24 protein-coding genes are annotated in these 23,489 nt (G+C 61.6%); 14 read left to right on the forward strand and 10 right to left on the reverse strand.

The features are described 5' to 3' along the window. Positions 1 to 204 precede the first annotated feature (204 nt). Both ACP7B3_RS15420 and ACP7B3_RS15425 read right to left on the reverse strand, forming a co-directional pair. Positions 205 to 1,698: a CoA-acylating methylmalonate-semialdehyde dehydrogenase gene (locus tag ACP7B3_RS15420; protein ID WP_124416352.1), complete on the reverse strand. Its 1,494-nt coding sequence runs from the start codon at positions 1,696 to 1,698 to the stop codon at positions 205 to 207. A 39-nt stretch (positions 1,699 to 1,737) separates the two neighbouring features. Then, positions 1,738 to 3,087: an aspartate aminotransferase family protein gene (locus ACP7B3_RS15425; RefSeq protein WP_242201970.1), complete on the reverse strand. Its 1,350-nt coding sequence runs from the start codon at positions 3,085 to 3,087 to the stop codon at positions 1,738 to 1,740. A 125-nt stretch (positions 3,088 to 3,212) separates the two neighbouring features. On the opposite strand from ACP7B3_RS15425, the gene ACP7B3_RS15430 reads away from it, so the two are divergent. From ACP7B3_RS15430 to ACP7B3_RS15445, 4 genes are all read left to right on the forward strand, one after another. Next, entirely contained in the window at positions 3,213 to 4,133 is a 921-nt protein-coding gene (locus tag ACP7B3_RS15430; RefSeq protein ID WP_145160389.1) for a LysR family transcriptional regulator, read from the forward strand. 87 nt (positions 4,134 to 4,220) lie between these two features. Continuing rightward, a complete protein-coding gene (locus ACP7B3_RS15435) occupies positions 4,221 to 5,615 on the forward strand; it encodes a uracil-xanthine permease family protein (protein WP_426179521.1) in 1,395 nt (464 codons plus the stop codon). A gap of 87 nt (positions 5,616 to 5,702) precedes the next feature. After that, on the forward strand, positions 5,703 to 6,362 hold the full coding sequence (locus ACP7B3_RS15440) for a TetR/AcrR family transcriptional regulator (RefSeq protein WP_426179523.1): 660 nt from the start codon (positions 5,703 to 5,705) through the stop codon (positions 6,360 to 6,362). A gap of 12 nt (positions 6,363 to 6,374) precedes the next feature. Then, on the forward strand, positions 6,375 to 6,956 hold the full coding sequence (locus tag ACP7B3_RS15445; protein ID WP_145160385.1) for an IMPACT family protein: 582 nt from the start codon (positions 6,375 to 6,377) through the stop codon (positions 6,954 to 6,956). 66 nt (positions 6,957 to 7,022) lie between these two features. Here the strand turns inward: ACP7B3_RS15445 and ACP7B3_RS15450 are convergent, their stop codons facing one another. After that, positions 7,023 to 7,439, reverse strand: a complete 417-nt coding sequence (locus tag ACP7B3_RS15450; RefSeq protein WP_145160383.1) for a hypothetical protein — start codon at positions 7,437 to 7,439, stop codon at positions 7,023 to 7,025. 82 nt (positions 7,440 to 7,521) lie between these two features. Between ACP7B3_RS15450 and ACP7B3_RS15455 the strand changes: the two genes are divergently transcribed. The 3 genes from ACP7B3_RS15455 to ACP7B3_RS15465 all read left to right on the forward strand — a co-directional run bounded on the left by ACP7B3_RS15455 (position 7,522) and on the right by ACP7B3_RS15465 (position 10,223). Further along, positions 7,522 to 7,872, forward strand: coding sequence for a MerR family transcriptional regulator (locus ACP7B3_RS15455; protein WP_145160381.1), 351 nt, complete (start codon positions 7,522 to 7,524; stop codon positions 7,870 to 7,872). A gap of 25 nt (positions 7,873 to 7,897) precedes the next feature. Beyond that, positions 7,898 to 8,584 carry an SDR family oxidoreductase gene (locus ACP7B3_RS15460; RefSeq protein WP_145160379.1) on the forward strand — a complete coding sequence of 229 codons (687 nt, stop codon included), beginning with the start codon at positions 7,898 to 7,900 and terminating at the stop codon, positions 8,582 to 8,584. A 280-nt stretch (positions 8,585 to 8,864) separates the two neighbouring features. Continuing rightward, on the forward strand, positions 8,865 to 10,223 hold the full coding sequence (locus tag ACP7B3_RS15465) for an 8-oxoguanine deaminase (protein WP_242201967.1): 1,359 nt from the start codon (positions 8,865 to 8,867) through the stop codon (positions 10,221 to 10,223). 56 nt (positions 10,224 to 10,279) lie between these two features. Here the strand turns inward: ACP7B3_RS15465 and ACP7B3_RS15470 are convergent, their stop codons facing one another. Next, positions 10,280 to 11,371 (reverse strand): calcium:proton antiporter, encoded by a 1,092-nt coding sequence (locus ACP7B3_RS15470; RefSeq protein ID WP_145160376.1) that lies wholly within the window; start codon positions 11,369 to 11,371, stop codon positions 10,280 to 10,282. Between the two features lie 194 nt (positions 11,372 to 11,565). Here ACP7B3_RS15470 and ACP7B3_RS15475 point away from each other — a divergent pair, with 194 nt between their 5' ends. Next, the gene (locus ACP7B3_RS15475; RefSeq protein WP_119737737.1) at positions 11,566 to 12,519 is read left to right on the forward strand and encodes an adenosine deaminase; all 954 of its coding nucleotides are present in this window, start codon (positions 11,566 to 11,568) and stop codon (positions 12,517 to 12,519) included. A gap of 138 nt (positions 12,520 to 12,657) precedes the next feature. Here ACP7B3_RS15475 and ACP7B3_RS15480 read toward each other — a convergent pair whose 3' ends face one another. From ACP7B3_RS15480 to ACP7B3_RS15490, 3 genes are all read right to left on the reverse strand, one after another. After that, positions 12,658 to 14,028, reverse strand: a complete 1,371-nt coding sequence (locus ACP7B3_RS15480) for an MFS transporter (protein ID WP_369301496.1) — start codon at positions 14,026 to 14,028, stop codon at positions 12,658 to 12,660. 57 nt (positions 14,029 to 14,085) lie between these two features. Next, complete coding sequence (locus ACP7B3_RS15485) at positions 14,086 to 14,820, reverse strand: winged helix-turn-helix domain-containing protein (RefSeq protein WP_242199119.1); 735 nt, start codon at positions 14,818 to 14,820, stop codon at positions 14,086 to 14,088. A gap of 134 nt (positions 14,821 to 14,954) precedes the next feature. Beyond that, complete coding sequence (locus ACP7B3_RS15490; RefSeq protein WP_426179528.1) at positions 14,955 to 15,884, reverse strand: LysR family transcriptional regulator; 930 nt, start codon at positions 15,882 to 15,884, stop codon at positions 14,955 to 14,957. A gap of 118 nt (positions 15,885 to 16,002) precedes the next feature. Here ACP7B3_RS15490 and ACP7B3_RS15495 point away from each other — a divergent pair, with 118 nt between their 5' ends. From ACP7B3_RS15495 to ACP7B3_RS15505, 3 genes are all read left to right on the forward strand, one after another. Then, the gene (locus tag ACP7B3_RS15495) at positions 16,003 to 16,296 is read left to right on the forward strand and encodes a putative quinol monooxygenase (protein WP_242199116.1); all 294 of its coding nucleotides are present in this window, start codon (positions 16,003 to 16,005) and stop codon (positions 16,294 to 16,296) included. Positions 16,297 to 16,320: 24 nt separating this feature from the next. Then, positions 16,321 to 17,334, forward strand: coding sequence for a zinc-binding alcohol dehydrogenase family protein (locus ACP7B3_RS15500; RefSeq protein ID WP_145160365.1), 1,014 nt, complete (start codon positions 16,321 to 16,323; stop codon positions 17,332 to 17,334). A 144-nt stretch (positions 17,335 to 17,478) separates the two neighbouring features. Then, entirely contained in the window at positions 17,479 to 17,661 is a 183-nt protein-coding gene (locus ACP7B3_RS15505; protein WP_106577738.1) for a hypothetical protein, read from the forward strand. A gap of 8 nt (positions 17,662 to 17,669) precedes the next feature. On the opposite strand, the gene ACP7B3_RS15510 is transcribed toward ACP7B3_RS15505, so the two are convergent. After that, a complete protein-coding gene (locus ACP7B3_RS15510) occupies positions 17,670 to 18,863 on the reverse strand; it encodes a multidrug effflux MFS transporter (protein WP_426179531.1) in 1,194 nt (397 codons plus the stop codon). 87 nt (positions 18,864 to 18,950) lie between these two features. Next, positions 18,951 to 19,148, reverse strand: coding sequence for a heavy-metal-associated domain-containing protein (locus ACP7B3_RS15515; RefSeq protein ID WP_426179533.1), 198 nt, complete (start codon positions 19,146 to 19,148; stop codon positions 18,951 to 18,953). A 147-nt stretch (positions 19,149 to 19,295) separates the two neighbouring features. On the opposite strand from ACP7B3_RS15515, the gene ACP7B3_RS15520 reads away from it, so the two are divergent. From ACP7B3_RS15520 to cueR, 3 genes are all read left to right on the forward strand, one after another. Continuing rightward, positions 19,296 to 19,676, forward strand: a complete 381-nt coding sequence (locus ACP7B3_RS15520; protein ID WP_426179535.1) for a hypothetical protein — start codon at positions 19,296 to 19,298, stop codon at positions 19,674 to 19,676. Between the two features lie 151 nt (positions 19,677 to 19,827). Continuing rightward, positions 19,828 to 22,029, forward strand: coding sequence for a heavy metal translocating P-type ATPase (locus tag ACP7B3_RS15525; RefSeq protein WP_426179537.1), 2,202 nt, complete (start codon positions 19,828 to 19,830; stop codon positions 22,027 to 22,029). Further along, on the forward strand, positions 22,026 to 22,427 hold the full coding sequence (cueR, locus tag ACP7B3_RS15530; RefSeq protein ID WP_106577733.1) for a Cu(I)-responsive transcriptional regulator: 402 nt from the start codon (positions 22,026 to 22,028) through the stop codon (positions 22,425 to 22,427). Before ACP7B3_RS15525 ends, cueR begins: the two co-directional genes overlap by 4 nt. 156 nt (positions 22,428 to 22,583) lie before the next feature. On the opposite strand, the gene ACP7B3_RS15535 is transcribed toward cueR, so the two are convergent. After that, the gene (locus ACP7B3_RS15535) at positions 22,584 to 23,480 is read right to left on the reverse strand and encodes a PA4780 family RIO1-like protein kinase (RefSeq protein WP_106577732.1); all 897 of its coding nucleotides are present in this window, start codon (positions 23,478 to 23,480) and stop codon (positions 22,584 to 22,586) included. Positions 23,481 to 23,489 lie beyond the last annotated feature (9 nt).

Here is a 23,489-nt window from a genome sequence, read left to right on the forward strand (position 1 = left end):
CGATGAACTGAAGCAACTCGCTGTCGAATCTCGCGTAACTCTTTGTTTACCAAGGAGTTTTCCGTTTCGACTGCGCCGGAAGTGGGGCGAATTATAGACTTCCAGAATCTGCCGTCAACACCTTTTTTCACATTTCTGTCATATCGGTCAATAAAGCCCCAAAAACGACAAAGCCGGCCCCAAGGGGCCGGCTTTTATTCCGCCTTACAGGCTAGGAAAGGCAAACTGCGACGCTTCATGGCTGGCTCGTTGCGGCCAACGCTGGGTGATCGCCTTGCGACGGGTATAGAAACGCACCCCATCCGGCCCATAGGCATGCAAGTCGCCAAACAGCGAGCGCTTCCAGCCGCCGAAGCTGTGATAAGCCACCGGCACCGGCAGCGGGACGTTCACCCCGACCATGCCCACTTCAATCTCGTCACAGAACAGGCGCGCCGCCTCACCGTCACGAGTAAAGATGCAAGTGCCATTACCGTACTCGTGATCATTGATCAGCTGCATCGCCGCTTCCAGGCTATCCACCCGAACCACACACAGCACCGGCCCGAAGATCTCTTCTTTATAGATGCGCATCTCAGGGGTCACACGATCAAACAGGCTGCCGCCCAGGAAGAAACCTTCCTCATGCCCGGCAACACTCAAACCGCGACCGTCGACCACCAGCTTGGCACCCGCCGACACGCCATCTTCTATATAGCCGCTGACCTTGTCGCGCGCCTGGCCCGTCACCAACGGCCCCATATCCAGGCCACAGGACGTGCCCGCGCCGATCTTCAGCGCTTTGACCTGCGGCACCAGCTTGGCGATCAACGCATCCGCCACCTGATCACCCACGCACACCGCCACCGAGATCGCCATGCAACGCTCACCGCACGAACCATACGCCGCGCCCATCAAGGCACTCACGGCGTTATCCAGGTCTGCGTCCGGCATCAGCACCGCGTGGTTCTTCGCCCCGCCCAGCGCTTGCACACGTTTGCCGCGCTTGGTCGCTTCGGAATAAATGTATTCGGCAATGGGCGTCGAACCCACAAAGCTCAGCGCCTTGACTTCCGGCGCTTCAATCAGCGCATCCACCGCGCCCTTGTCACCGTGTACCACGCTCAACACGCCTTTAGGCAAGCCGGCTTCCTGCAGCAACTGCGCGATCAGCAGCGTAGAACTTGGATCACGTTCCGACGGCTTCAGGATGAAACAGTTGCCGCAGACAATCGCCAGCGGATACATCCACAACGGCACCATCGCCGGGAAGTTGAACGGCGTAATACCAGCCACCACGCCCAACGGCTGGAAATCCGACCAGGCATCAATGTTCGGTCCCACGTTACGGCTGTACTCGCCCTTGAGAATCTCCGGCGCCGAGCACGCGTACTCGACGTTCTCGATCCCGCGCTTCAATTCACCCGCCGCGTCTTCCAGCGTCTTGCCGTGCTCTTCGCTGATCAACTGCGAGATGCGTGCTTCGTTTTGCTCCAGCAATTGCTTGAAACGAAACATCACCTGGGCACGTTTGGCCGGCGGGGTATTGCGCCACGCCGGGAACGCGGCCTTGGCCGAGTCGATCGCCTGTTGGATGGTTTCACGACTGGCCAATGGCACCTGGTGAATCACCTGGCCGGTAGACGGGTTGTACACGTCGGCACTCCGGCCGCTGTCATTGACCAACTCACCGTTGATCAAATGCTGGATAAGGCTCATGCAGGGCTCCTGAAAAGGTGTTCTATATAGAAGGAGAAATCAGTCGATCTTGTTCAGCACGTCGCCGACCGCGTCAAACAGACGATCCAGGTCCTGCGGCTTGCTGTTGAAGGTTGGCCCAAACTGCAGGGTGTCGCCGCCAAAGCGCACGTAGAAGCCGGCTTTCCACAAGGCCATGCCGGCCTCGAATGGACGCACGATGGCATCACCGTCACGCGGAGCAATCTGGATCGCACCGGCCAGGCCGTAGTTACGAATGTCGATCACGTTCTTGCTGCCCTTCAAACCGTGCAGCGCATTCTCAAAGTGTGGCGCGACTTCGGCCACGCTCTGCACCAGGTTTTCCTTCTGCAGCAGGTCCAATGCCGCCAGGCCAGCCGCGCACGCCACCGGGTGCGCCGAGTAGGTATAGCCGTGGGGGAATTCCACGGCGTACTCCGGCGTCGCCTGGTTCATGAAGGTCTGATAGATCTCGCTGCTGGCAATCACCGCGCCCATCGGGATCGCGCCGTTGGTGACTTGCTTGGCGATGCACATCAGGTCCGGGGTCACGCCGAAACTGTCGGCGCCGAACATTGAGCCGGTACGACCGAACCCGGTGATCACTTCGTCGAACACCAGCAGGATGTTGTGCTGATCGCAGATCTCACGCAGACGCTTGAGGTAGCCCTGTGGCGGCACCAGCACGCCAGCGGAGCCGGCCATCGGCTCAACAAACACGGCGGCGATGTTCGACGCGTCGTGCAGTTCGATCAACTTGAGCAGCTCATCGGCCAAGGCGATACCGCCCTGCTCCGGCATGCCACGAGAAAACGCATTGCTCGCCAGCAAGGTGTGAGGCAGGTGATCCACATCCATCAAGCCCTGACCAAACAGCTTCCGGTTACCGTTGACGCCGCCCAGGCTGGTGCCGGCGATGTTGACACCGTGATAGCCACGGGCGCGGCCGATCATTTTGGTCTTGGTCGCCTGCCCCTTCAGCCGCCAGTAGGCGCGCACCATCTTCACCGCGGTATCGGCGCACTCGGAGCCCGAGTCCGTGAAAAACACGTGGTTCAGATTGCCCGGCGTCAGGTCGGTAATCTTTTCTGCCAGCTGGAACGAAAGCGGATGGCCGTACTGGAAGCCCGGGGAGTAGTCCAGGGTGCCCAGTTGCTTGGCGACCGCCTCCTGGATTTCCTTGCGGGTGTGCCCGGCGCCGCAGGTCCACAGGCCCGACAACGAGTCGTACACCTTGCGGCCCTTGTCATCGGTCAACCAACTGCCTTCGGCGGCCACGATCAGGCGCGGGTCACGCTGGAAGTTACGGTTGGCGGTGTAGGGCATCCAGTGCGCATCCAACTTCAATTGGCTGGCCAGGGACGTAGGGGCGTTTTCGGGCATGTTCATCAGCAAAACCTCGCAGGGCAAAAGGCAGCGTCGGGATTGAAAAGCGTTCTTGCAGCTAAATTGCCACGGGGATAAAGTCGGTGAAATTCAACTTTTCTAACCTTCAGTCAGGCCTTCACTAAACTATGAGCAGCCGTCGACCCGACCCCCTGGCCCAAGTCAGTGACTTCGATATCCGCCTGTTGCGCATCTTTCGCAGCGTGGTGGAGTGCGGCGGCTTCTCGGCAGCAGAAACCGTGCTCGGCATTGGCCGCTCGGCCATCAGCCAGCAGATGAGCGACCTCGAACAGCGCCTGGGATTGCGCCTGTGCCAACGCGGGCGTGCCGGTTTCTCGCTCACCGAAGAAGGCCGCGAGGTCTACCAATCGGCCCTGCAGCTATTAAGTGCCCTGGAAAGCTTTCGCACTGAGGTCAACGGCCTGCACCAGCATTTGCGTGGCGAGCTGATCATCGGCCTCACCGACAACCTCGTCACCCTGCCCCACATGCGCATCACTCACGCGTTGGCACAGTTGAAGGAACGCGGCCCGGACGTGCAGATACAAATCCGCATGATCGCCCCCAATGAAGTCGAGCAAGGCGTACTCGACGGCCGCCTGCATGTCGGCGTTGTCCCCCAGGCCAGCGCGCTGTCGGGACTGGAATACCAGCCGCTGTACAGCGAACGTTCGCTGCTCTATTGCGCGGTTGGCCACCCGCTGTTTTATGCCGACGACAAACAACTGGACGACACCCGCCTCGACAGCCAGGACGCCATCGCCCCCACCTTCCGCTTGCCCGCCGAGATCCAGGCCCATTACCAGGCACTCAACTGCACCGCCAGTGCCTCGGACCGCGAAGGCATGGCGTTCCTGATCCTCACGGGTCGCTACATTGGTTACCTGCCGGACCACTACGCCAGCCTGTGGGTGCAACAAGGCCGACTGCGTGCGCTGAAACCGACTACACGTTTTTACGATTTGAGCCTCGCATCGGTCACGCGCAAGGGCCGTCGCCCTCATTTGGTGCTGGAAAGCTTTCTCGAGAGTCTGGCGGCAACGCGCTAGCTCGGGCCTTTCTGCAAAAGCTGAGCAACTGGACAGCTTTTTGCAAGGCACAAGGACCTTGAACCGTCCGCCCTGAGTTTGCCCGCCATGCCACCAGAAACCTCCAGCCCCAGCGACCTGATCTACGGCCTCAACGACCGCCCAAAACCCATCCCGGCAATACTGGCCGCCGCGCAACACGTGCTGGCGGCGTTCGTCGGCATTATCACGCCGCCTTTGATTATTGGCTCCACGCTGGGCCTCACCGCCCATTTGCCCTATCTGATCAGCATGGCGCTGATGGTCTCCGGCGTCGGCACCTTCATTCAGGCGCGCAGGCCATTTGGCATCGGTGCCGGGATGATCTGCCTGCAAGGCACCAGCTTTGCGTTTCTCGGCGCGGTGTTGTCGGCAGGCTTTCTGGTCAAGCAACGCGGTGGCAGCCCGGAAGACATCATGGCGATGGTCTTCGGCGTGTGCTTTTTCGGCGCGGCGGTACAGATCGTGCTGAGCCGCTTTATCGGCCAACTGCGCCGAGTGATCACGCCCTTGGTCACCGGGATTGTGATCACGCTGATCGGCATCAGCCTGATCAAGGTGGGCATCACCGACCTCGGCGGCGGTTTTAACGCGCCTGACTTCGGCGCTCCGGTGAACCTGGCGTTGGGCGTGTTCGTGGTGCTGACCATCATTCTGCTCAACCGCTCCAACACCCCGTGGGTACGCCTTTCGGCGATCATCATCGGCTTGGCCCTCGGCAGCCTGGCCGCCTGGTTCAGCGGCAAACTGGTACCCCAAGCCCTGCCCGACTTGCCCTTGATCAGCGTGCCAATGCCCTTTCGCTTTGGTTTCAACTTTGACTGGAGCGCTTTTTTGCCCATCGCGCTGATTTATCTGATCAGCAGCATCGAAACCGTCGGTGACCTCACCGCCAATTGCATGATTGCGCGCCAACCCATCAGCGGCCCTTCTTATATAAGCCGACTCAAAGGCGGCGTATTGGGCGATGGTGTGAGTTGCATGATCGCTGCTACCTTCAGCGCCTTTCCCAACACCACCTTCGCGCAGAACAACGGCGTGATCCAACTCACCGGCGTCGCCAGCCGTTACGTCGGTTTGTACATCGGCGTGCTGCTGTTCTGTCTCGGCTTGTTTCCGTTGATTGGTGCCGTGCTGCAGCAAATTCCCAAGCCGGTATTGGGCGGCGCCACCCTGGTGATGTTCGGCAGCGTGGCCGCTGCCGGTGTGCGCATCCTTGCCCAGGCGCCACTGGACCGGCGCAGCATGCTGATCATCGCCACCTCGTTCGGCGTCGGCCTGGGCATTGCCGCCCAACCGGACCTGTTGCACTTGATGCCGTCCCTGGTGCAAAACCTGTTCGACTCAGCCATCACCAGCGGCGGCCTGACCGCCATCGTGTTGTGCCTGTTGTTACCGGAAACCAAAGCGACCTGCGCTGCCGCAAACCACGCGCCGGAAAGCGACACACTGGAACCGCTTTGACGGTTTTATTGCATCGGGACTTGTCTGAGGCTTGAGGGTGGGTTATCTGTGCACACGTCGTCTCTATCGATCAGCACGGAAACCTCCATGAGCCTCGAAGTTCCTGCCCACAGCAACCACGCCGGTAAACCCGCCAGCCGCATTCGGCAAAAGAACGAACAAGCGATTCTGCAGGCTGCTGAAGACGAGTTCGCGCGCCATGGCTACAAAGGCACCAGCATGAACACCATTGCCTCGAGTGCCGGGCTGCCCAAGGCCAACCTGCATTACTACTTCACCAACAAGCTCGGCCTGTACATCGCGGTGCTCAGCAATATCCTCGAACTGTGGGACAGCACCTTCAACGCGCTGACCGCCGACGACGACCCGGCCGTGGCGCTCACCCGCTACATCCGCACCAAGATGGAGTTTTCCCGGCGTCACCCACAGGCCTCGCGGATCTTCGCCATGGAAATCATCAGTGGCGGCGAATGCCTCACCGAATATTTCAGCCAGGATTACCGCGCCTGGTTCAGTGGTCGCGCCGCCGTGTTCCAGGCCTGGATCGACGCCGGCAAGATGGACCCCATCGACCCGGTGCACCTGATCTTCCTGCTGTGGGGCAGCACCCAGCACTACGCCGACTTTGCCACCCAGATCTGCCGTGTCACCGGCCGCACCAAGCTGACCAAACAAGACATGGAAGACGCCGGCAGCAACCTGATCCACATCATTCTCAAAGGCTGTGGCATCCAGCCAGCCCTCTAAACGAAGCGACTTATGCCTTTCACGCTTACCGGCCTTTGCGAATTTCGTGAAGAAATACGCAAAAGCCGCTTTATTACCCTCGCGGCGCCGATCAGCAGCGCGCAAGACGCCCAAGCGTTTTTCGAGCAATACAGCGACCTCAACGCCACGCACAACTGTTGGGCCTGGAAGCTCGCCGACCAGTACCGCAGCAACGACGACGGCGAACCCGGCGGTACCGCGGGGCGGCCGATTCTGGCCGCCATCGAGGCCCAAGGCTTTGATCAGGTCGCCGTGCTGGTGATTCGCTGGTACGGCGGCATCCAACTGGGCACCGGTGGCCTCGCCCGTGCCTACGGCGGCGGCGCGAACAAATGCCTGCAAAATGCCGAGCGCATCGAGCTGATCAGCCGCGTGCCACTGAGCTGCGCCTGCGGCTTTTCCGAGCTGAACCTGGTGAAACTGCGGGTCGCCGAACTGGGCGGGCTGGTGGTGGAGGAAACCTTCACCGCCAATGGCGTGGAGCTGCAGCTGGCACTGGGCGAGGCGGCTATCGACACGCTGCAAACCCAACTCGCCGACCTGAGCCGTGGGCGCATCCTGCTGGCGCGCTGAAACTGCCCACATCTACTGTGCACCTGCCTGTGGATAACCTGAGCACATCCGCCTGTAACCCTTCTGTCATAAGGGCTTACGGGCGCCGGTCATTTTTTGATCAGTCTCCACGGGGACCATCTGCGCGATGCCCCACGCCCCCTCAAACAGTAACGTTACCCACAACACCGCCGTCGCCCCCTGCATCAGCGCGTAGAGCTGCCAGGTCGCGAACAGTGCGCGGCCGGCCGCGTCATAGAGGCCAAACTGGCGCTGCGGGTCGCGAATTCGCAGCACTGCCCACACGCACACAATCGAGCCAAGCAAATTGGCCATCAGCACATGCGCCGGTGCAAACGCCGGCAACGTCCCCGGCAGGTTCAAACCCTGCAACACGCTGTGCACCAACACAAAGCTCCACGGGGTGACAAACGCCGCGGTCACGATCAAGTCATACCAGGCGCTGGCGCGCACCAGTGTTCGGTATTGGGCAGCGGTCCACATATCGGCAAGCTCCTTGAATTAAGAAGCCAGCAGGCTAAAGCCTGGAGTATGCTCCAGGGTCAAGCCCTTTCGAGCCCGCCCCATGCGTATCGGCGAACTAGCCCAGGCCAGCCAGGTCAGCCGCGACACCCTGCGTTTCTACGAGCAGCGCGGGTTGATCGCAGCACAACGCAGCGCCAACGGTTACCGCGACTACCCGCCAGACATGGTGCAACTGGTGCTCTACATCAAGACCGCGCAACGCCTGGGCTTCAGCCTGGGCGAGATCGGCAGCAGCGTCGCCGCCCTGTGGCAGGCGCCCGACCCCGACAGCGCTGTCACGCAATTGCTGCAAGACAAGCTCAACCTGATCGAAACCCGTATCAACGAACTCGGCCACCTGCGCCAGGAGTTGCAGCAAAGGCTGGGGCAACGTTGTCCACTGAATCCGTGAACCTTCATTCCAAAGGAAGCCTTTCATGTCTACGCCAAAAACCGCACTGATCATCGGCGCCTCGCGCGGGCTGGGCCTTGGCCTGGTCAAGCAATTGCTTCAGGACGGCTGGGATGTGACCGCCACCGTGCGCGATCCGAACAAGGCCGATGCGCTCAAAGCCGCAGGCCCGGTACACGTCGAAAAGCTGGACATGGATGATCAGCAAGCCGTGATCGCCCTGAGCCAGCGCCTCAAGGACCGCACCTTCGACCTGCTGTTCGTCAACGCCGGCGTCAAAGGCCCCGCCAATCAAGAGCCTGGCCACGCCACCCTCGCGGAAGTCGGCCAGCTGTTCTTCACCAATGCCGTGGCACCGATCAACCTGGCCCAGCGTTTTGTCGGGAAGATTCGCAAAGACAGCGGCGTGCTGGCCTTCATGAGCTCGGTGCTCGGCAGCGTGACCATTCCCGACGGTGCGGACCTGGCGCTGTACAAGGCCAGCAAGGCTGCACTCAACTCCATGACCAACAGCTTTATCACCCAACTCGGTGACCAAAAGCTCACTGTGCTGTCGCTGCACCCGGGCTGGGTGAAGACGGATATGGGCGGTGAAAACGCGCTTATTGATGTCGACACCAGCGTGCGCGGCCTGATCGATCAGGTAAATGCCTACACGGGCAAGGGCGGCCATCACTTCGTGGACTACAAAGGCGACACCATCGCCTGGTAATACCCCGGTTCTACATGTGGGAGCGGGCTTGCCCGCGAAGACGTCGGCCCAGCCAACCTTAATGTTGACTGGCACACCGCTATCGCGGGCAAGCCCGCTCCCACAGGGGCCCGCTTAACTGAACGGCACTGGTGACTCAAGAGCACCTCGCGCCTACAGCTGGACCGGATCCAGAACTCCACGTAATCTACCGACCTCGCCTCAACCGGCGACCCTGGATCAGCAGACAGGGCAACACTGAGCTGGCAAACCTGAACCCATCATTCAGAGGAGCCGGCCAATGCCTGCGACCCGTATCTGGTTAAAAAACCCCCTCGCGATTTTCACTGCCAATGGCCTCGATGCCCGTGGCGGCCTGGTGCTGCAAGACGGTGTGATCACCGAACTGCTGGGCTGGGGGCAAGAGCCTGCGGTGCCCTGCGCACAGGTGTTCGACGCGCGCGAACATGTGATCCTGCCGGGGCTGATCAACACCCACCATCACTTCTATCAGACCCTGACCCGCGCCTGGGCACCGGTGGTCAACCAGCCGTTGTTCCCGTGGCTCAAAACCCTCTACCCAGTGTGGGCCCGGCTGACCCCGGAAAAACTCGCTTTGGCGTCCAAAGTCGCCTTGGCGGAATTGCTGCTCTCGGGCTGCACCACCGCGGCCGATCACCACTACCTGTTCCCTGACGGCCTGGAAAACGCCATCGACGTGCAAGTGCAAAGCGTGCGCGAACTGGGCATGCGCGCCATGCTCACCCGCGGTTCCATGAGCCTGGGCGAAGCCGACGGTGGCCTGCCGCCGCAGCAGACCGTGCAACAAGGCCAAGTGATCCTCGACGACAGCCAACGCCTGATCCGCGAATACCATGAGCGCGGCGACGGCGCACAGATCCAGATTGCCCTGGCGCCCTGCTCGCCGTTTTCGGTCACCCCGCAAATCATGCAAGCCAGCGCCGAACTGGCCAACAGCCTCGACGTGCGCCTGCACACGCACCTGGCGGAAACCCTCGACGAAGAAGACTTCTGCCTGCAGCGCTTCGGCCTGCGCACCGTGGATTATCTCGACAGCGTCGGCTGGCTCGGCCCGCGCACCTGGCTGGCCCATGGCATTCACTTCAACCCGGAGGAAATCGCACGCCTGGGCGCCGCCGGCACCGGTATCTGCCATTGCCCAAGCTCGAACATGCGCCTGGCCTCCGGCATCTGCCCGACCCTGGACCTGCTCGCCGCCGGTGCGCCGATTGGCCTGGGCGTGGACGGCTCGGCGTCCAACGACGCCTCGAACATGATCCTTGAAGCGCGCCAGGCCCTGTACATCCAGCGCCTGCGTTACGGCGCAGAAAAGATCACCCCAGAAGGCGTGCTGGGCTGGGCGACCAAAGGATCGGCGCAATTACTGGGGCGTACGGATATCGGTGAACTGGCCGTGGGCAAACAGGCTGACCTGGCGCTGTTCAAGCTCGATGAGCTGCGTTTTTCCGGCAGCCACGATCCAATTTCGGCGCTGCTGCTGTGCGGCGCCGACCGGGCGGATCGGGTGATGATCGGGGGCAAATGGCGGGTGATTGACGGGCAGGTTGAAGGGCTGGATCTGAAAGGTTTGATTGCCGACCACAGCCAGGCGGCGCGACAGTTGATCGCCGGAACCTAAGTCAGGCGCAGACCAAAATGTGGGAGGGAGCTTGCCCCCCTCCCACATTGGCTTGGTTACAACCCCAGCAACGACAGCATGATAAACGTCGCAAACAACACAAAATGGGTCATCCCTTCGATGGCATTCGTTTCGCCATCGTTGAGGTTGATCGCACTGACAACCAGCGTGATCAACACCATCACGGTTTGCACCGGCGTCATCGCCATCTGGAACGGCTGGCCGGTGTAGAGCGCCATGGCCTCCATCACCGGCACCGTCAAAATCACCGTCGACAACGACGCTCCGAGTGCAATGTTGACCACCGACTGCATGCGGTTAGCCAGGGCTGCGCGCAAGGCCGTCAGAATTTCCGGCGCCGCCGAAATAGCCGCAACCACAATCGCCGTGATCACCGGCGGCGCGCCCGTGCCTTCCAGGCCCAGGTCGAGGGTCTTGGACATCACCTCGGCCAGTGCGCCGATCACAATCACGCCAAACACCAAGGTGCCAATGGAGAAGGCCAAGCTGATTGGCGGTTCCTGCTGTTCTTCCGGCTGTTTCTTGCGGCGTTTTTCCGGGTAGCTGTAACTGAAGAAATAACTGTGCGGCCCCACCTGCATGCGCAAAAACAGGGTGTAGAGCAGCACCATCGCGCCGATGGTGAACGCCGAGTAAATTTTCCAGTCAGCCTGTGGGATGAATTCGGGCACCACCATCGACACGCCCATGGCCGTGAGGATCATCACGCTGTAGCTGCGTGCCGAGTCATCGTTGTAGGACTGTTCGCCATGTTTGATGCCGCCCATCAGCGCAGCCAGGCCGAGGATGCCGTTGATATCGAGCATCACAGCCGAATAAATCGTGTCGCGCACCAGCGTCGGTGAGGGTTCGTTGCTCATCATGATCGCCAGGATCACCACCTCCACCAACACCGCGGCGAGGGTCAGAATCATGGTGCCGTAAGGGTCACCGACCTTTTCCGCCAGTTGTTCAGCGTGGTGGGCAACGCGCATCGAGGCCACGACGATGAAGACGATCAGCGCCACGCCACTGAGTAACGCCACCATCTGCCCGCTGTGCAGCATCCAGTGCTCCAACGGGTAGGCGACGATGGCGGCAATCAGCGCCAGTAACATGTATTTTTCTTGCTTGAGGGATGTGAGCATTCCGGGCCTTTTCATGCAGCAAATCAGTCATTGATGGGGTACAGACTGCACCACGCCGCTAACGTTTCGTTACACCTTAGTTCACGTGGCCCTTGCGTGAAAAAAACCAATACTCTCCTGCTGGTCAGGTTTTGCCGATTATTTCGGCCATGGCCTGTAGAATGCCGCCATTGCACCTGATGAGAATTTAGAAAATGTACGATTGGCTCAACGCCCTGCCCAAGGCTGAATTGCACCTGCACCTGGAAGGCTCGCTGGAGCCTGAATTGCTGTTCGCACTGGCCGAACGCAACAAGATTGCACTGCCTTGGAACGACGTCGAAACCCTGCGCAAGGCTTACGCCTTCAACAATCTGCAAGAGTTTCTCGACCTGTATTACCAGGGCGCCGATGTGCTGCGCACCTCCCAGGATTTCTACGACCTGACCTGGGCCTACCTGCTGCGCTGCAAAGAACAGAACGTAATCCACACCGAACCCTTCTTCGACCCGCAAACCCACACCGACCGTGGCGTGCCGTTCGAAGTCGTGCTCAACGGCATTGCCGCCGCGCTCAAAGATGGCGAGCAGCAACTGGGCATCACCAGCGGTTTGATCCTCAGCTTCCTGCGCCACCTGAGTGAAGCCGAAGCTGAAAAAACCCTCGACCAGGCGCTGCCATTTCGCGACGCATTTGTGGCCGTGGGCCTGGACAGCTCGGAAATGGGCCACCCGCCGAGCAAGTTCCAGCGCGTGTTCGACCGCGCCCGGCACGAAGGCTTCCTCACCGTAGCCCACGCCGGCGAAGAAGGCCCGCCCGAGTACATCTGGGAAGCCATCGACCTGCTGAAAATCCAGCGTATCGACCATGGCGTGCGCGCCATCGAAGACGAACGTTTGATGCAGCGGATCATCGACGAGCAAATCCCATTGACCGTGTGCCCGCTGTCCAACACCAAGCTGTGCGTGTTCGACGACATGGCCCAGCACAACATCCTCGACATGCTTGAGCGTGGCGTGAAAGTCACAGTGAACTCGGATGACCCGGCGTACTTCGGCGGCTATGTCACCGAGAACTTCCACGCGCTGTATACCTCGCTGGGCATGACCCAGGACCAGGCCAAACGCCTGGCGCAGAACAGCCTGGATGCGCGGCTCGTGAAGCCTTAAGCAACAACGGCTGACACGACAAAATCAATGTGGGAGCCGGGCTTGCCCGCGAAGGCGATGTATCAGTCACTACATGTGTCGACTGAAACACCGCTTTCGCGAGCAAGCCCGCTCCCACAGTGGTTTTTGTACTGTTCCTCAGACTTCGGTCAATTCTTCCAGCGTCTTGCCCTTCGTCTCCATCCCAAATACCCACACCACCAGCGCCGCCACGGCAAAACACAGCGCGCCCAAGGCAAACACCCCGCCCTGCCCCGTGATCGGAAACACCAGCCCCGTTACCAACGGCCCGAGCAACGAGCCCACCCGACCAATCGCCGAGGCAAACCCGGAACCGGTTGCCCGCGCCGAAGTGGGATACAGCTCTGGCGTGTAGGTGTACAGCACCGCCCACATGCCAAACAGGAAGAACTGCATCAACAGACCCGACGTAATCAGCAGCCCCACGTTGCCGCCAAACACTGCGCTTTGCCCATACACAAAGGCCATCACGCCACCGCCCAGCAAAGTCACGACACACACCGGCTTGCGCCCCCAGCGCTCCACCAGCCAGGCGGCCATCAGAAACCCGGGAATCCCGCCCAGGGAAATGATCACCGTGTAGTACACCGACTGAGTGACCGCAAACCCCGACTGCTGCAACAACGCGCTCAACCAGGAGGTGAGCCCGTAGAAGCCGAGCAACGCAAAGAACCACACGCTCCAGATCATCATCGTGCGTTGCCGATACTGCGGCGACCACAGCTGCTGAAACGCCGAGAAAAACGTCCCCGGCACGCTCTCAACCCGTGGCAGGGCAATCGGCGCCGGCAAATCGGCGCGCCCCAGCGAATCGCGCACTTTTTGCTCGATACCCTGCAACACCTTATCCGCCGCCGCGTGCCGTCCGGCCTGCTCGAGCCAGCGCGGCGACTCCGGGATAAAAAACCGGATCGCCAACACAAACACCGCCGGCACCGCCAACACCAAAAAAATGTCACGCCAACCAATCACCGGCAGCAAGAAATAAGACAGCACGCCCGCCGCCACAAAACCCAACGGCCAGAAGCCATCCATCAGGGCGATGTAGCGCCCGCGCCCCTTGGCAGGAATCAGCTCAGAAAGCATCGACTGCGCAATCGGGAACTCCATGCCCATGCCGATCCCCAGCAAAATGCGAAACAGCGTCAGCGTCTCCACCGTCTGCGCCGTGGAACACAGGTAGCTGGCGACGCCCCACAACACAATGCTCCACTGGAATACCGGTTTGCGTCCAAACCGGTCCGCCAGCATTCCCGATAAAGATGCACCGACCACCATGCCGAAAAAACTCGAACTGGCCAGCAACCCGGCCTGGGCCGTACTGAGGCCGAACTCGGTTTTGATCGACCCCAACAGGAAAGTCATCATCGCCAGGTCCATGGAGTCGAAGAAAAACGCCAGCGCGATGATGATAAAGATGATTCGGTGGTAGCCGCTGATGGGCAACCGTTCCAGCCGTTCCGCTGCGCTATAGCCTTGCATGCCCATGCCGCACCCCCTGTATGAAAAATCCCCAACGCGAGTGTGCGGTATCGTTTTGCCTGGTTATTGCTGGATGCGACCTGACTGAAACTCTGAGCGACCATTGCCCTCCTGGGGCGCGGCCAGGCGGTTGATTTCCCCAAGCCCGATGTCGGAGAACTGCAGGGCGTGCGACTCGTTGACCACGCTGACCCAGCCCGATTGCAAAAACAGCTGCAACAGCCCCGCCCCCAATGCGCCCCCCAAGTGCGGTTGCTGCTGACTCCAGTCAAAACAATCACACGCCAGGGGCGAGGCCAACGCGTGGGTAAAAATGCCCAGGCCTGCCAGGCACTGCGCGCCCTTGACGGTGACCTCGGTACGCTGTTCATGACGGTCGATCCAACCGGCCTGAAACATGCGCTGGTAAAGCCCCGCGCCCAGTTCTCCGCCCAGGTGGCCATGGCATAACCGGGCTCGCCGCAACGCCGCCGGCGCCACCAGCGTCGGCGGCAGACCCTGCGGCGCACTGCGCACGGCGCTGGCCATGGTGGTACTGGCCAACGCGTCGATGGCAACGCTGACGTCGACGGCGGCGACACGAAACACGCGCTTGCCACGCTGGGCTTCAACCCGCAGCAAACCGCTTCCAGTCAGGCGCGACAAATGCGCGATCGCCGAAGCCGACGACAGCCCGGCAAGCCTCGCCAGTTCCTCTGACGATTTCGCCGACCCGTCCATCAAGGCCCAGAGCATGGCGGTGCGCTTGGGCTCGCAGAGCAAGCTGGCGATGTGACTGATGCAGGGTGCTTCTTCCATGTATTCACTCCTTGTTAAACCATTTGTCTGCTGCGGTTGGAACCAAAGTATAGGGGCGCAAACCGCCCGTTCCGCGGCGTCTGACAGCGCGGATAGGGACAGGATCTGAGTGAAATTTCTCGCTTTGATGGAGGCTATTGCTCGGTGCTCAATAGCTCCGGCCATTGCGCAGTCAATGTCGCACAGCGGGCCACGAGCATTTCCCGCAACAGGTTGATGGGCTTGCTCAATTGCGCACGATGCGCGCACAGCAGGTTGAGCGGCGTGCGCTCACCGCGCAGCTCCGGCAGGATCACGCGCAGACGCCCGGCCAGCACGTCGCTGCTCACATCCAGCCACGACTTGTAGGCGATACCGACACCCGCCACCGCCCAGCGCCGCACCACATCGGCGTCATCACTGAAGCGGTCGCCGCTCACCGTCAGGCTGACTTCACGCTTGCCGTCGTGAAAACCCCAGTGGTCGTGTACGCGGCTGCCGAGCATGTACAGCAGGCAATTGTGTTGCGCCAATTGCTCCAGATGCCGCGGCTCGCCGTGGCGGGCGAGGTAGCTGGGCGCGGCACACAGCACACGCCTGTTGTCCGGGGCGATGGGCAGCGCGATCAGGCTGGAATCTTCGGGCTCGCCGTAACGCAGGGCGATATCCACCGGCTGGCGGAACAGGTCGGCGATCCGGTCGCCCAACAGCAGGCGCACGGTGAGCTGCGGGTAGTCGCGCTGGAACTCATCGAGCCATGGCAACAGCTGGTTGCGCCCGAAATCCGACGGCGCCGACAGCTGCAGCACGCCGCTGACATGGTCCTGGCCGCTGGCCAATAAGCGCCGCCCTTCGTCCAGCGAACTCAAGGCTGCGCGGGCATATTCCAGGAAGCCTTCACCTTCGGCGGTCAGCCGCAGGCTGCGGGTGGAGCGCGCCAGCAACCGCGCGCCCAGTTGCTGTTCGATGCGCTTGAGCGCCGCGCTGGCCACGGCCGGCGACAGGTCCATGACCCGCGCGGCAGCCGACAGACTGCCCAGGTCTGCCGCGCGTACAAACAACTGCAAATCATCAAAACGCAGCATGCATTACCGCCAATTATCAAAATTCCATTGAAACAGACTGCTGTTTTAGCGGGTTTTATCTTCACGGGAAATAGCCAATCATCTGCCCATCCCGTTCACCATGTGCCAGGAGTTGAATATGTCCACTGCCTTTAACGTCATCGCCACGCTGATCGCCAAACCCGGCCAACAGGCAACCCTGGAAACCCTGCTGCGCGGCCTGCTGGAACCGACCCGCCTGGAAGCCGGTTGCGAGCAATACGACCTGCACCAGGACCTGCAACATCCCGAGACCTTCTACATGCTCGAACGCTGGAGCGATGACGCAGCACTGGCCGACCACGACCAGAGCGCGCACATCCAGAACTTCCGCGCCAAGGCCGCTGACGTGATCGAACACTTCGAACTCAAGCGCCTGAAATTTCTTGCCTGATCACTGCCCTTTTCCGGAGTCCCCATGAAAGCCATTGCCTACTACGCTGCACTGCCAATCACCGATCCAAACTCCCTGCAAGACATCGAGCTGCCGGAGCCGGTCGCCGGCCCGCGCGACCTGCTGGTGGAAGTCAAAGCCATCTCGGTCAACCCGGTGGACACCAAGGTGCGCCAGAACGTCGCCCCGGAAAACGGTGCCGCCAAGGTGCTGGGCTGGGACGTGGCGGGTGTGGTCAAGGCCGTTGGCAGCGAAGTAACCCTGTTCAAAGCCGGAGACAAAGTGTTCTACGCCGGCTCGCTGGTACGCCCGGGCGGCAACAGCGAACTGCACACCGTGGATGAGCGCATCGTCGGTCATATGCCCAAGAGCCTGGGGTTTGCCGACGCCGCCGCGCTGCCGCTGACCGCCATCACGGCCTGGGAGTTGCTGTTCGAACGCCTGCAAGTGCGTGAAGGCAAGGAAGATGAAGGCCAGAGCCTGCTGATCGTCGGCGCCGCCGGGGGTGTGGGTTCGATTCTGACCCAGCTGGCCAGCCAGCTCACCGCACTGAAAGTCATCGGCACCGCCTCGCGTCCGCAAACCCAGGAATGGGCCAAGGCGCTCGGCGCCGACCTGGTGATCGATCACAGCCAACCGCTGAGCGAAGCGCTGAAAAACGCCGGCCACCCACAGGTGACCCACGTCGCCAGCCTGACCCAGACCGATCATCACCTCGACCAGTTGGTAGAAGCGCTGGAGCCACAAGGCAAGTTGGCGTTGATCGACGATCCGAAGTCGCTGGATGTCAGCAAGCTCAAGCGCAAGAGCCTGTCGCTGCATTGGGAGTTCATGTACACGCGCTCGATGTTCGAGACGCCAGACATGATCGAACAGCACAACCTGCTCAACCGCGTGGCTGAACTGATCGACGCCGGCACCTTGAAAACCACGGTGGGCGAGCACTTCGGCGTGATCAATGCCCAGAACCTGCGCCGTGCGCACACGCTGCTGGAAAGCGGTAAGGCCAAGGGCAAGATCGTGTTGGAAGGGTTTTAAAACGGTCTGTCAGCGTCGTCCTTTATTCCGGTGAGTAATGGACGACGCCGCTAGTCAGAGAGTTGACCTTTGTCATATTTGTGAGCGCATTCGGGTTTATATTGGCCGCCTTTGCCACGATTCTTTTACGTGAGGAAGTCAGCAATGAAGATCCTGATAAGAGCGTTAGCAAAATCCCCAGGCAACAAATGGCAGGTCAGCCTCGACGGCGACGCGTTCACCTTCCGCACTGAGGCCGAGGCCCGGGCCTTCGCCGACACCCTGCAAGCGCGCATCCAGGCGCCGCACCGCATTCCCCTCAGCCAGCAACGCTCCGCCGCTGGCTGATCCGCACCTCAGACCTGCGCTTGCGCGGCCCTCGCCCGTTGCAGGCGCTGGGTCGACATTGCAATCGTTACGGCCAGTACACCGCACAAGCTGATGACCATCGCCATCGGCATCGCCGTGCCGTCGTGCAGCACGCCGACCAGCGACGCCGCGCCCGCCGCCACACCAAACTGAATGCAGCCCAGCAACGCCGACGCGCTGCCGGCCCGTGCGCCCTGCCCGCTCATGGCGCAGGCCGAGGTGTTGGGCAAAATGCAGCCAAGGCTGGCGATGCAGATAAACAGCGGCACCAGCAACGGCCACAACGCTTCGGTGCGCAAGGCGGCAATGCCCAACAGCGACAACGCCGCTGCCACATACACCCATACCGTGCGCGACAACAAAAACGCCGGGCCGCGCTTGGCCAGCAACCGCGCATTGAGCTGCGCCACCAGGATAAAGCCGGCCGCGTTGGAGCCGAACAGCCAACCGTAATGCTCGGCAGGCACGCCGTAGAGTTTGATGAACACGAAGGGTGAGCCGGCGATGTAGGCAAACATCCCGGCAATCGAGATGCCGCCGGTCAGGGCGTAGCCCAGGTACACGCGGTCCGACAGCAGCGCGCCATAGCGGCGCAGCGAACCGGACAGCGGCTGGCGCGGCTGATGGGCCGGGAAGGTTTCCGGCAAGCCGACTGCCACGGCGATGGCTGCCATCACGCTGAATATCGACAGCGCCAGGAAAATCGACTGCCAGCCCCACAACCCGACCATCAAGCCACCCGCCAACGGCGCAAGGATCGGCGCCAGGCCGGTGACCAGCATCAGTTGCGAATAAACCTTGGCTGAGCCCACGGCATCACATTTGTCGCTGACCACCGCACGGGAAATCACCATGCCCGCACACCCGCCGAGGGCTTGCGCGAAGCGTGCGCCGATCAGCCAGTCCAGGGACGGCGCATACGCGCAGGCAAAGGAGGCGATGGTAAACAGCGTCACGCCACTGAGCAGCGGCACGCGCCGGCCAAAGCGGTCGGCCAGCGGGCCGTAGATCAATTGGCCGATGGCCAGACCCGCGAAATACACCGCCAACGTCAGCTGGATATGTTTTTCGTCGGTGGCGAACGCCGTGGCCATCGCTGGAAAGCCCGGCAGGTAAAAGTCGATCGCCAACGGCGCGAAGGCGCTCAAGGCGCCCAGAATCAGGATTATGCGGAGGTTCATCAGACACCCAAGTGAGTCGGCAGCCCGACAGTCTAGCCGCGCTTGGGTGCCATGAACATTACGTTAGCTCGCTAACTATCAGAAAAATTACGCGAGCTTGGCGCTGTAGCCTTCTTCGGTGATCAGCTCGATAACCTGCTCGGCGGACAAGTGACTTTCCACACCGACTTCCTTCGCCGCCAGGTTGACGTTGACGCTCGCCGCAGGGTCCTTGCTCTGCACCGCCTGGGTCACCGCCCGAACGCAATGGCCGCAGGTCATTCCTTCCACGTTGAATACTTGCATGACATGACTCCTTTGATGAGGTTGACGCCAGTCTCGACCTTGCCACGATGGCAAGGTCAAGTTTCAAAAACATCCGCCGGGCTGGTATTCAGCCGCCGCCTCGGCCAAGCTTCATCCATCTTGGATTTGAACCACGGAGCATTCGCCATGCGCTGGTCGTTTTTGGCCCTTATCGGCCTGTTGAGCTTGTCTGCCGCTGCGCCCATGGCCTTCGCCGACGAAGACTATGCGGTGCTGATCATCTCCCGCGAGCGCCTGGAAGTGCCGACCAGCTGCGAGATCGGCCTGTATATCCAGGACCAGTTGGCCGGGCGCCTGTTTCAGGAACAGGCCACGTCGTTCAACTTGCCGGCGGGCAACGTGTCGCTGCGCTTGAAACTGCTGCCGGGCCAAGCCCCTGGCTGCTTGCCGGGCATGCCCGCGCCGCCCGCGCAGAACATCACGCTGAAGGCCGGTGATGTGCGCAAGTTGCGTATTGCCCAAGGCCCGGACGGCATGTACCTGAAACCCGCCGCCCTCGAATACTGAACACCTGCCTTGCCGGCCACAGGTCCTTGCGTGCGCGCCTGAATGGCGGCCGTCATCGCCGGCCAGTCAACCGCCTGAGGCAAATAGCCCCTTGACCTTCCCCACAGGTCAAGGTTGATCCTAGGGGCATCGTCTTCTGGAGGACTGCCCCATGAATGGATCCACCACGTTTGACCTGCCCATCAGCGGCATGACCTGTGCCAGCTGTGCCGGCCGTGTCGAGCGCGCGCTGGGCAAGGTGCCGGGCGTGCAACGTGTCAGCGTCAACCTGGCCAACGAACGCGCCCACGTCGAAGTGCTGGGCCAAATGGACCCCGGCGTACTGATCGCCGCCGTCGACAAGGCCGGCTACACCGCCACCCTGGCGCAAAGCGAAACCGCCACCGACGCCAATCAAGCCCAACGCCTGCATCGCGAGCGTTGGTCGCTGCTGTTGGCGATCGTGCTGGCCCTGCCGCTGGTGCTGCCGATGCTGGTGCAGCCCTTCGGCCTGCACTGGATGCTGCCCGCCTGGGTGCAGTTCGCCTTGGCTACGCCGGTGCAATTCATCTTGGGGGCGCGCTTCTACAGCGCCGCATGGAAAGCCGTGCGTGCTGGCGCCGGCAACATGGACCTGCTGGTGGCCATCGGCACCAGCGCCGGCTATGGCTTGAGCATCTATGAATGGCTCACCACGCCCGCCGGCAACATGCCGCACCTGTATTTCGAAGCCTCGGCCGTGGTGATCGCGCTGGTGCTGCTCGGTAAATACCTGGAAAGCCGCGCCAAGCGCCAGACCGCCAGCGCCATCCGCGCCCTCGAAGCCTTGCGCCCGGAGCGGGCGATTCGCGTGCTGGACGGCCGCGAAGAAGACGTTGCCATCAGCGCGTTGAAGCTCGGCGACCGGGTGCTGGTCAAACCCGGCGAGCGCTTCCCGGTGGACGGTGAAGTGATGGAGGGCCAGAGCCATGCCGACGAGGCCTTGATCAGCGGCGAGAGCCTGCCGGTGCCGAAACAGCCCGGCGATAAGGTCACCGGCGGCGCCATCAACGGTGAAGGTCGGTTGCTGGTGCGTACCCAGGCGCTGGGTGCCGAAAGCGTGCTGGCACGCATCATTCGTCTGGTGGAAGACGCCCAGGCGGCGAAGGCACCGATCCAGAAACTGGTGGATAAGGTCAGCCAGGTGTTTGTGCCCGCCGTGCTGGTACTGGCGCTGATCACCCTGGTGGGCTGGTGGCTCTACGGCGCGCCGCTGGAAACCGCGATCATCAATGCCGTGGCGGTGCTGGTGATTGCCTGCCCGTGTGCGCTGGGCCTGGCCACGCCGACCGCGATCATGGCCGGCACCGGCGTCGCCGCGCGCTATGGCATCCTGATCAAAGACGCAGAGGCTCTGGAACGCGCCCATGCAGTCAGCGCCGTGGTGTTTGACAAGACCGGCACCCTCACCTCCGGCGCGCCGAAAATTGCGCATTTGGCGGCGGTGGATGGCAATGAGTCGCTGCTGCTGCAACACGCCGGCGCACTGCAGCGCGGTAGCGAACACCCGCTGGCCAAAGCCGTGCTGGATGCCTGCAACGCACAAGGCTTGAACGTGCCAGATGTGACGGCCAGCCAAGCGCTGAGCGGGCGCGGTATTGCGGGCACCCTCGATGGCCGACAACTGGCGTTGGGCAACCGCCGGATGCTGGAAGAAAACGGCTTGAGCGCGGGTGACCTCGCGGCGTCCGCCAGCGCGTGGGAAGCCCAAGGGCGCACGTTGTCCTGGTTGATCGAACGAGGCGCTCAACCGCGCGTGCTGGGCCTGTTCGCCTTTGGCGATACGCTCAAGCCCGGCGCACTGGAGGCCGTGGAACACCTCAGGGCCCAGCACATCAGCAGCCACTTGCTCACCGGCGACAACCGCGGCAGCGCCCGTGTGGTGGCCGAGGCATTGGGCATCGACGATGTACACGCCGAAGTACTCCCGGCCGACAAAGCCGCCATCGTCGCTCAGCTGAAAAAAACCGGCGCAGTGGCGATGGTCGGCGACGGCATCAACGACGCCCCGGCCCTGGCGGCCGCCGATATCGGCATCGCCATGGGCGGCGGCACCGACGTGGCGATGCACGCGGCGGGCATTACCTTGATGCGCGGCGACCCGCGCCTGGTGCCCGCCGCGCTGGAGATCAGCCGCAAGACCTACGCAAAAATCCGCCAGAACCTGTTCTGGGCCTTTGTGTATAACTTGATCGGCATCCCACTGGCGGCATTCGGTTTGCTCAACCCGGTGTTGGCGGGCGCGGCCATGGCCCTGTCCAGCGTCAGTGTGGTGAGCAATGCGTTACTGTTGAAAACCTGGAAGCCCAAGGATTTGGAGGATCAACGCCCATGAACATCGGCCAAGCCGCCCGTCAGAGCGGGCTGAGCGCAAAGATGATTCGTTACTACGAATCCATCGGCCTGCTCAAAGCCGCCCACCGCACCGACAGCGGTTACCGCGTGTACGGCAGCGATGACTTGCACACACTGGCGTTTATTAAACGCTCGCGGGATCTGGGGTTTTCGCTGGAGGAAGTCGGCAAGCTGCTGACCTTGTGGCAAGACCGGCAGCGCGCCAGCGCCGATGTGAAAGCCTTGGCGCGCGAGCATATCGAGGCGCTGAACCAGAAGATTCTGGAGCTGGGGCAACTGCGCGATACGTTGCAGGACCTGGTGGAACACTGCCAGGGCGATCATCGGCCCGATTGCCCGATTCTCAAGGAGTTGGCATCTGGCAGCTGTTGCGCCTGAGCAATTTTTATCAGACACACGCAGAGCAAAATGTGGGAGCGGGCTTGCTCGCGAATGCTGTGTATCAGCCAATGGATCTGTTGACTGATCCACCGCATTCGCGAGCAAGCCCGCTCCCACATTAGATCTTCACCAAGCCGGTGGACCGTCGCTGGATCACTGCATCCAAGGCGGCGGCGGTTCTTCTGCCGTCTTGGTCGGTGGCGCATCATCCGCCGCGCGAATCGCTTGCTTGCGCTCTTCATCCAACCGCGCCGCTTCAATCTCGCGAATCACACCGCCCACGTCCGCCAGCTCTTCCGGTTCGTCGAACTCGCCGGTCAATGCGCTGGCGGGGTGCAAGGTGCCGGCTTCGTACAACGCCCACATTTCCTTGGCGTACTTGGTCTTCTTCAACTCCGGGGCAAAGCGCCCGAAGTAGGAAGCCATGTTGCCCACATCCCGCTCCAGCATATTGAACGCGTGGTTGTTGCCCGCCGCATCCACCGCCTGAGGCAGATCGATGATCACCGGGCCGGTCGGCGTGAGCAGCACGTTAAACTCGGACAAGTCACCGTGCACCAGACCGGTACACAGCATCAGCACGATCTGGGAAATCAGGAAGGCGTGGTATTCGCGCGCCTGGTCCGGCTCCAGCGTCACGTCATTCAGACGTGGCGCCGCATCGCCGTACTCGTCGGCCACCAGCTCCATCAACAGCACGCCTTCAAGGAAGTCGTACGGCTTGGGCACCCGAACGCCCGCACCGGCGAGGCGGAACAACGCCGCGACTTCGGCGTTCTGCCAGGCATCTTCGGTTTCTTTCTTGCCGAACTTGGAGCCTTTGGCCATGGCTCGGGCCTGGCGGCTGTTACGGACCTTACGGCCTTCCTGGTATTCGGACGCCTGACGAAAACTTCGTTTGTTCGCCTCCTTGTAAACCTTGGCGCAACGCAATTCGTTGCCGCAGCGCACCACATAAACAGCTGCTTCTTTACCACTCATGAGTGGGCGCAGCACTTCGTCGACCAGACCGTCTTCGATCAGGGGTTCAATGCGTTTAGGAGTCTTCATCAGCTTTTA

Origin of the sequence: Pseudomonas sp. TWRC1-2 (assembly GCF_049896685.1) — a bacterium.
Taxonomy (GTDB): domain Bacteria; phylum Pseudomonadota; class Gammaproteobacteria; order Pseudomonadales; family Pseudomonadaceae; genus Aquipseudomonas.

Excerpts from the sequence above, each read along its gene's own strand:
- ACP7B3_RS15480 (WP_369301496.1), bottom strand. The coding sequence starts at position 14,028 with ATGGGCATGCAAGGCTATAGCGCAGCGGAACGGCTGGAACGGTTGCCC.
- ACP7B3_RS15490 (WP_426179528.1), bottom strand. The coding sequence starts at position 15,884 with ATGCTGCGTTTTGATGATTTGCAGTTGTTTGTACGCGCGGCAGACCTG.
- cueR (WP_106577733.1), top strand. The coding sequence starts at position 22,026 with ATGAACATCGGCCAAGCCGCCCGTCAGAGCGGGCTGAGCGCAAAGATG.
- ACP7B3_RS15510 (WP_426179531.1), bottom strand. The coding sequence starts at position 18,863 with ATGAACCTCCGCATAATCCTGATTCTGGGCGCCTTGAGCGCCTTCGCG.
- ACP7B3_RS15515 (WP_426179533.1), bottom strand. The coding sequence starts at position 19,148 with ATGCAAGTATTCAACGTGGAAGGAATGACCTGCGGCCATTGCGTTCGG.
- ACP7B3_RS15460 (WP_145160379.1), top strand. The coding sequence starts at position 7,898 with ATGTCTACGCCAAAAACCGCACTGATCATCGGCGCCTCGCGCGGGCTG.
- ACP7B3_RS15430 (WP_145160389.1), top strand. The coding sequence starts at position 3,213 with ATGAGCAGCCGTCGACCCGACCCCCTGGCCCAAGTCAGTGACTTCGAT.
- ACP7B3_RS15505 (WP_106577738.1), top strand. The coding sequence starts at position 17,479 with ATGAAGATCCTGATAAGAGCGTTAGCAAAATCCCCAGGCAACAAATGG.
- ACP7B3_RS15465 (WP_242201967.1), top strand. The coding sequence starts at position 8,865 with ATGCCTGCGACCCGTATCTGGTTAAAAAACCCCCTCGCGATTTTCACT.
- ACP7B3_RS15445 (WP_145160385.1), top strand. The coding sequence starts at position 6,375 with ATGCCTTTCACGCTTACCGGCCTTTGCGAATTTCGTGAAGAAATACGC.
- ACP7B3_RS15420 (WP_124416352.1), bottom strand. The coding sequence starts at position 1,698 with ATGAGCCTTATCCAGCATTTGATCAACGGTGAGTTGGTCAATGACAGC.
- ACP7B3_RS15425 (WP_242201970.1), bottom strand. The coding sequence starts at position 3,087 with ATGAACATGCCCGAAAACGCCCCTACGTCCCTGGCCAGCCAATTGAAG.
- ACP7B3_RS15535 (WP_106577732.1), bottom strand. The coding sequence starts at position 23,480 with ATGAAGACTCCTAAACGCATTGAACCCCTGATCGAAGACGGTCTGGTC.
- ACP7B3_RS15450 (WP_145160383.1), bottom strand. The coding sequence starts at position 7,439 with ATGTGGACCGCTGCCCAATACCGAACACTGGTGCGCGCCAGCGCCTGG.
- ACP7B3_RS15455 (WP_145160381.1), top strand. The coding sequence starts at position 7,522 with ATGCGTATCGGCGAACTAGCCCAGGCCAGCCAGGTCAGCCGCGACACC.
- ACP7B3_RS15495 (WP_242199116.1), top strand. The coding sequence starts at position 16,003 with ATGTCCACTGCCTTTAACGTCATCGCCACGCTGATCGCCAAACCCGGC.
- ACP7B3_RS15440 (WP_426179523.1), top strand. The coding sequence starts at position 5,703 with ATGAGCCTCGAAGTTCCTGCCCACAGCAACCACGCCGGTAAACCCGCC.
- ACP7B3_RS15475 (WP_119737737.1), top strand. The coding sequence starts at position 11,566 with ATGTACGATTGGCTCAACGCCCTGCCCAAGGCTGAATTGCACCTGCAC.
- ACP7B3_RS15485 (WP_242199119.1), bottom strand. The coding sequence starts at position 14,820 with ATGGAAGAAGCACCCTGCATCAGTCACATCGCCAGCTTGCTCTGCGAG.
- ACP7B3_RS15470 (WP_145160376.1), bottom strand. The coding sequence starts at position 11,371 with ATGCTCACATCCCTCAAGCAAGAAAAATACATGTTACTGGCGCTGATT.
- ACP7B3_RS15520 (WP_426179535.1), top strand. The coding sequence starts at position 19,296 with ATGCGCTGGTCGTTTTTGGCCCTTATCGGCCTGTTGAGCTTGTCTGCC.
- ACP7B3_RS15500 (WP_145160365.1), top strand. The coding sequence starts at position 16,321 with ATGAAAGCCATTGCCTACTACGCTGCACTGCCAATCACCGATCCAAAC.
- ACP7B3_RS15435 (WP_426179521.1), top strand. The coding sequence starts at position 4,221 with ATGCCACCAGAAACCTCCAGCCCCAGCGACCTGATCTACGGCCTCAAC.
- ACP7B3_RS15525 (WP_426179537.1), top strand. The coding sequence starts at position 19,828 with ATGAATGGATCCACCACGTTTGACCTGCCCATCAGCGGCATGACCTGT.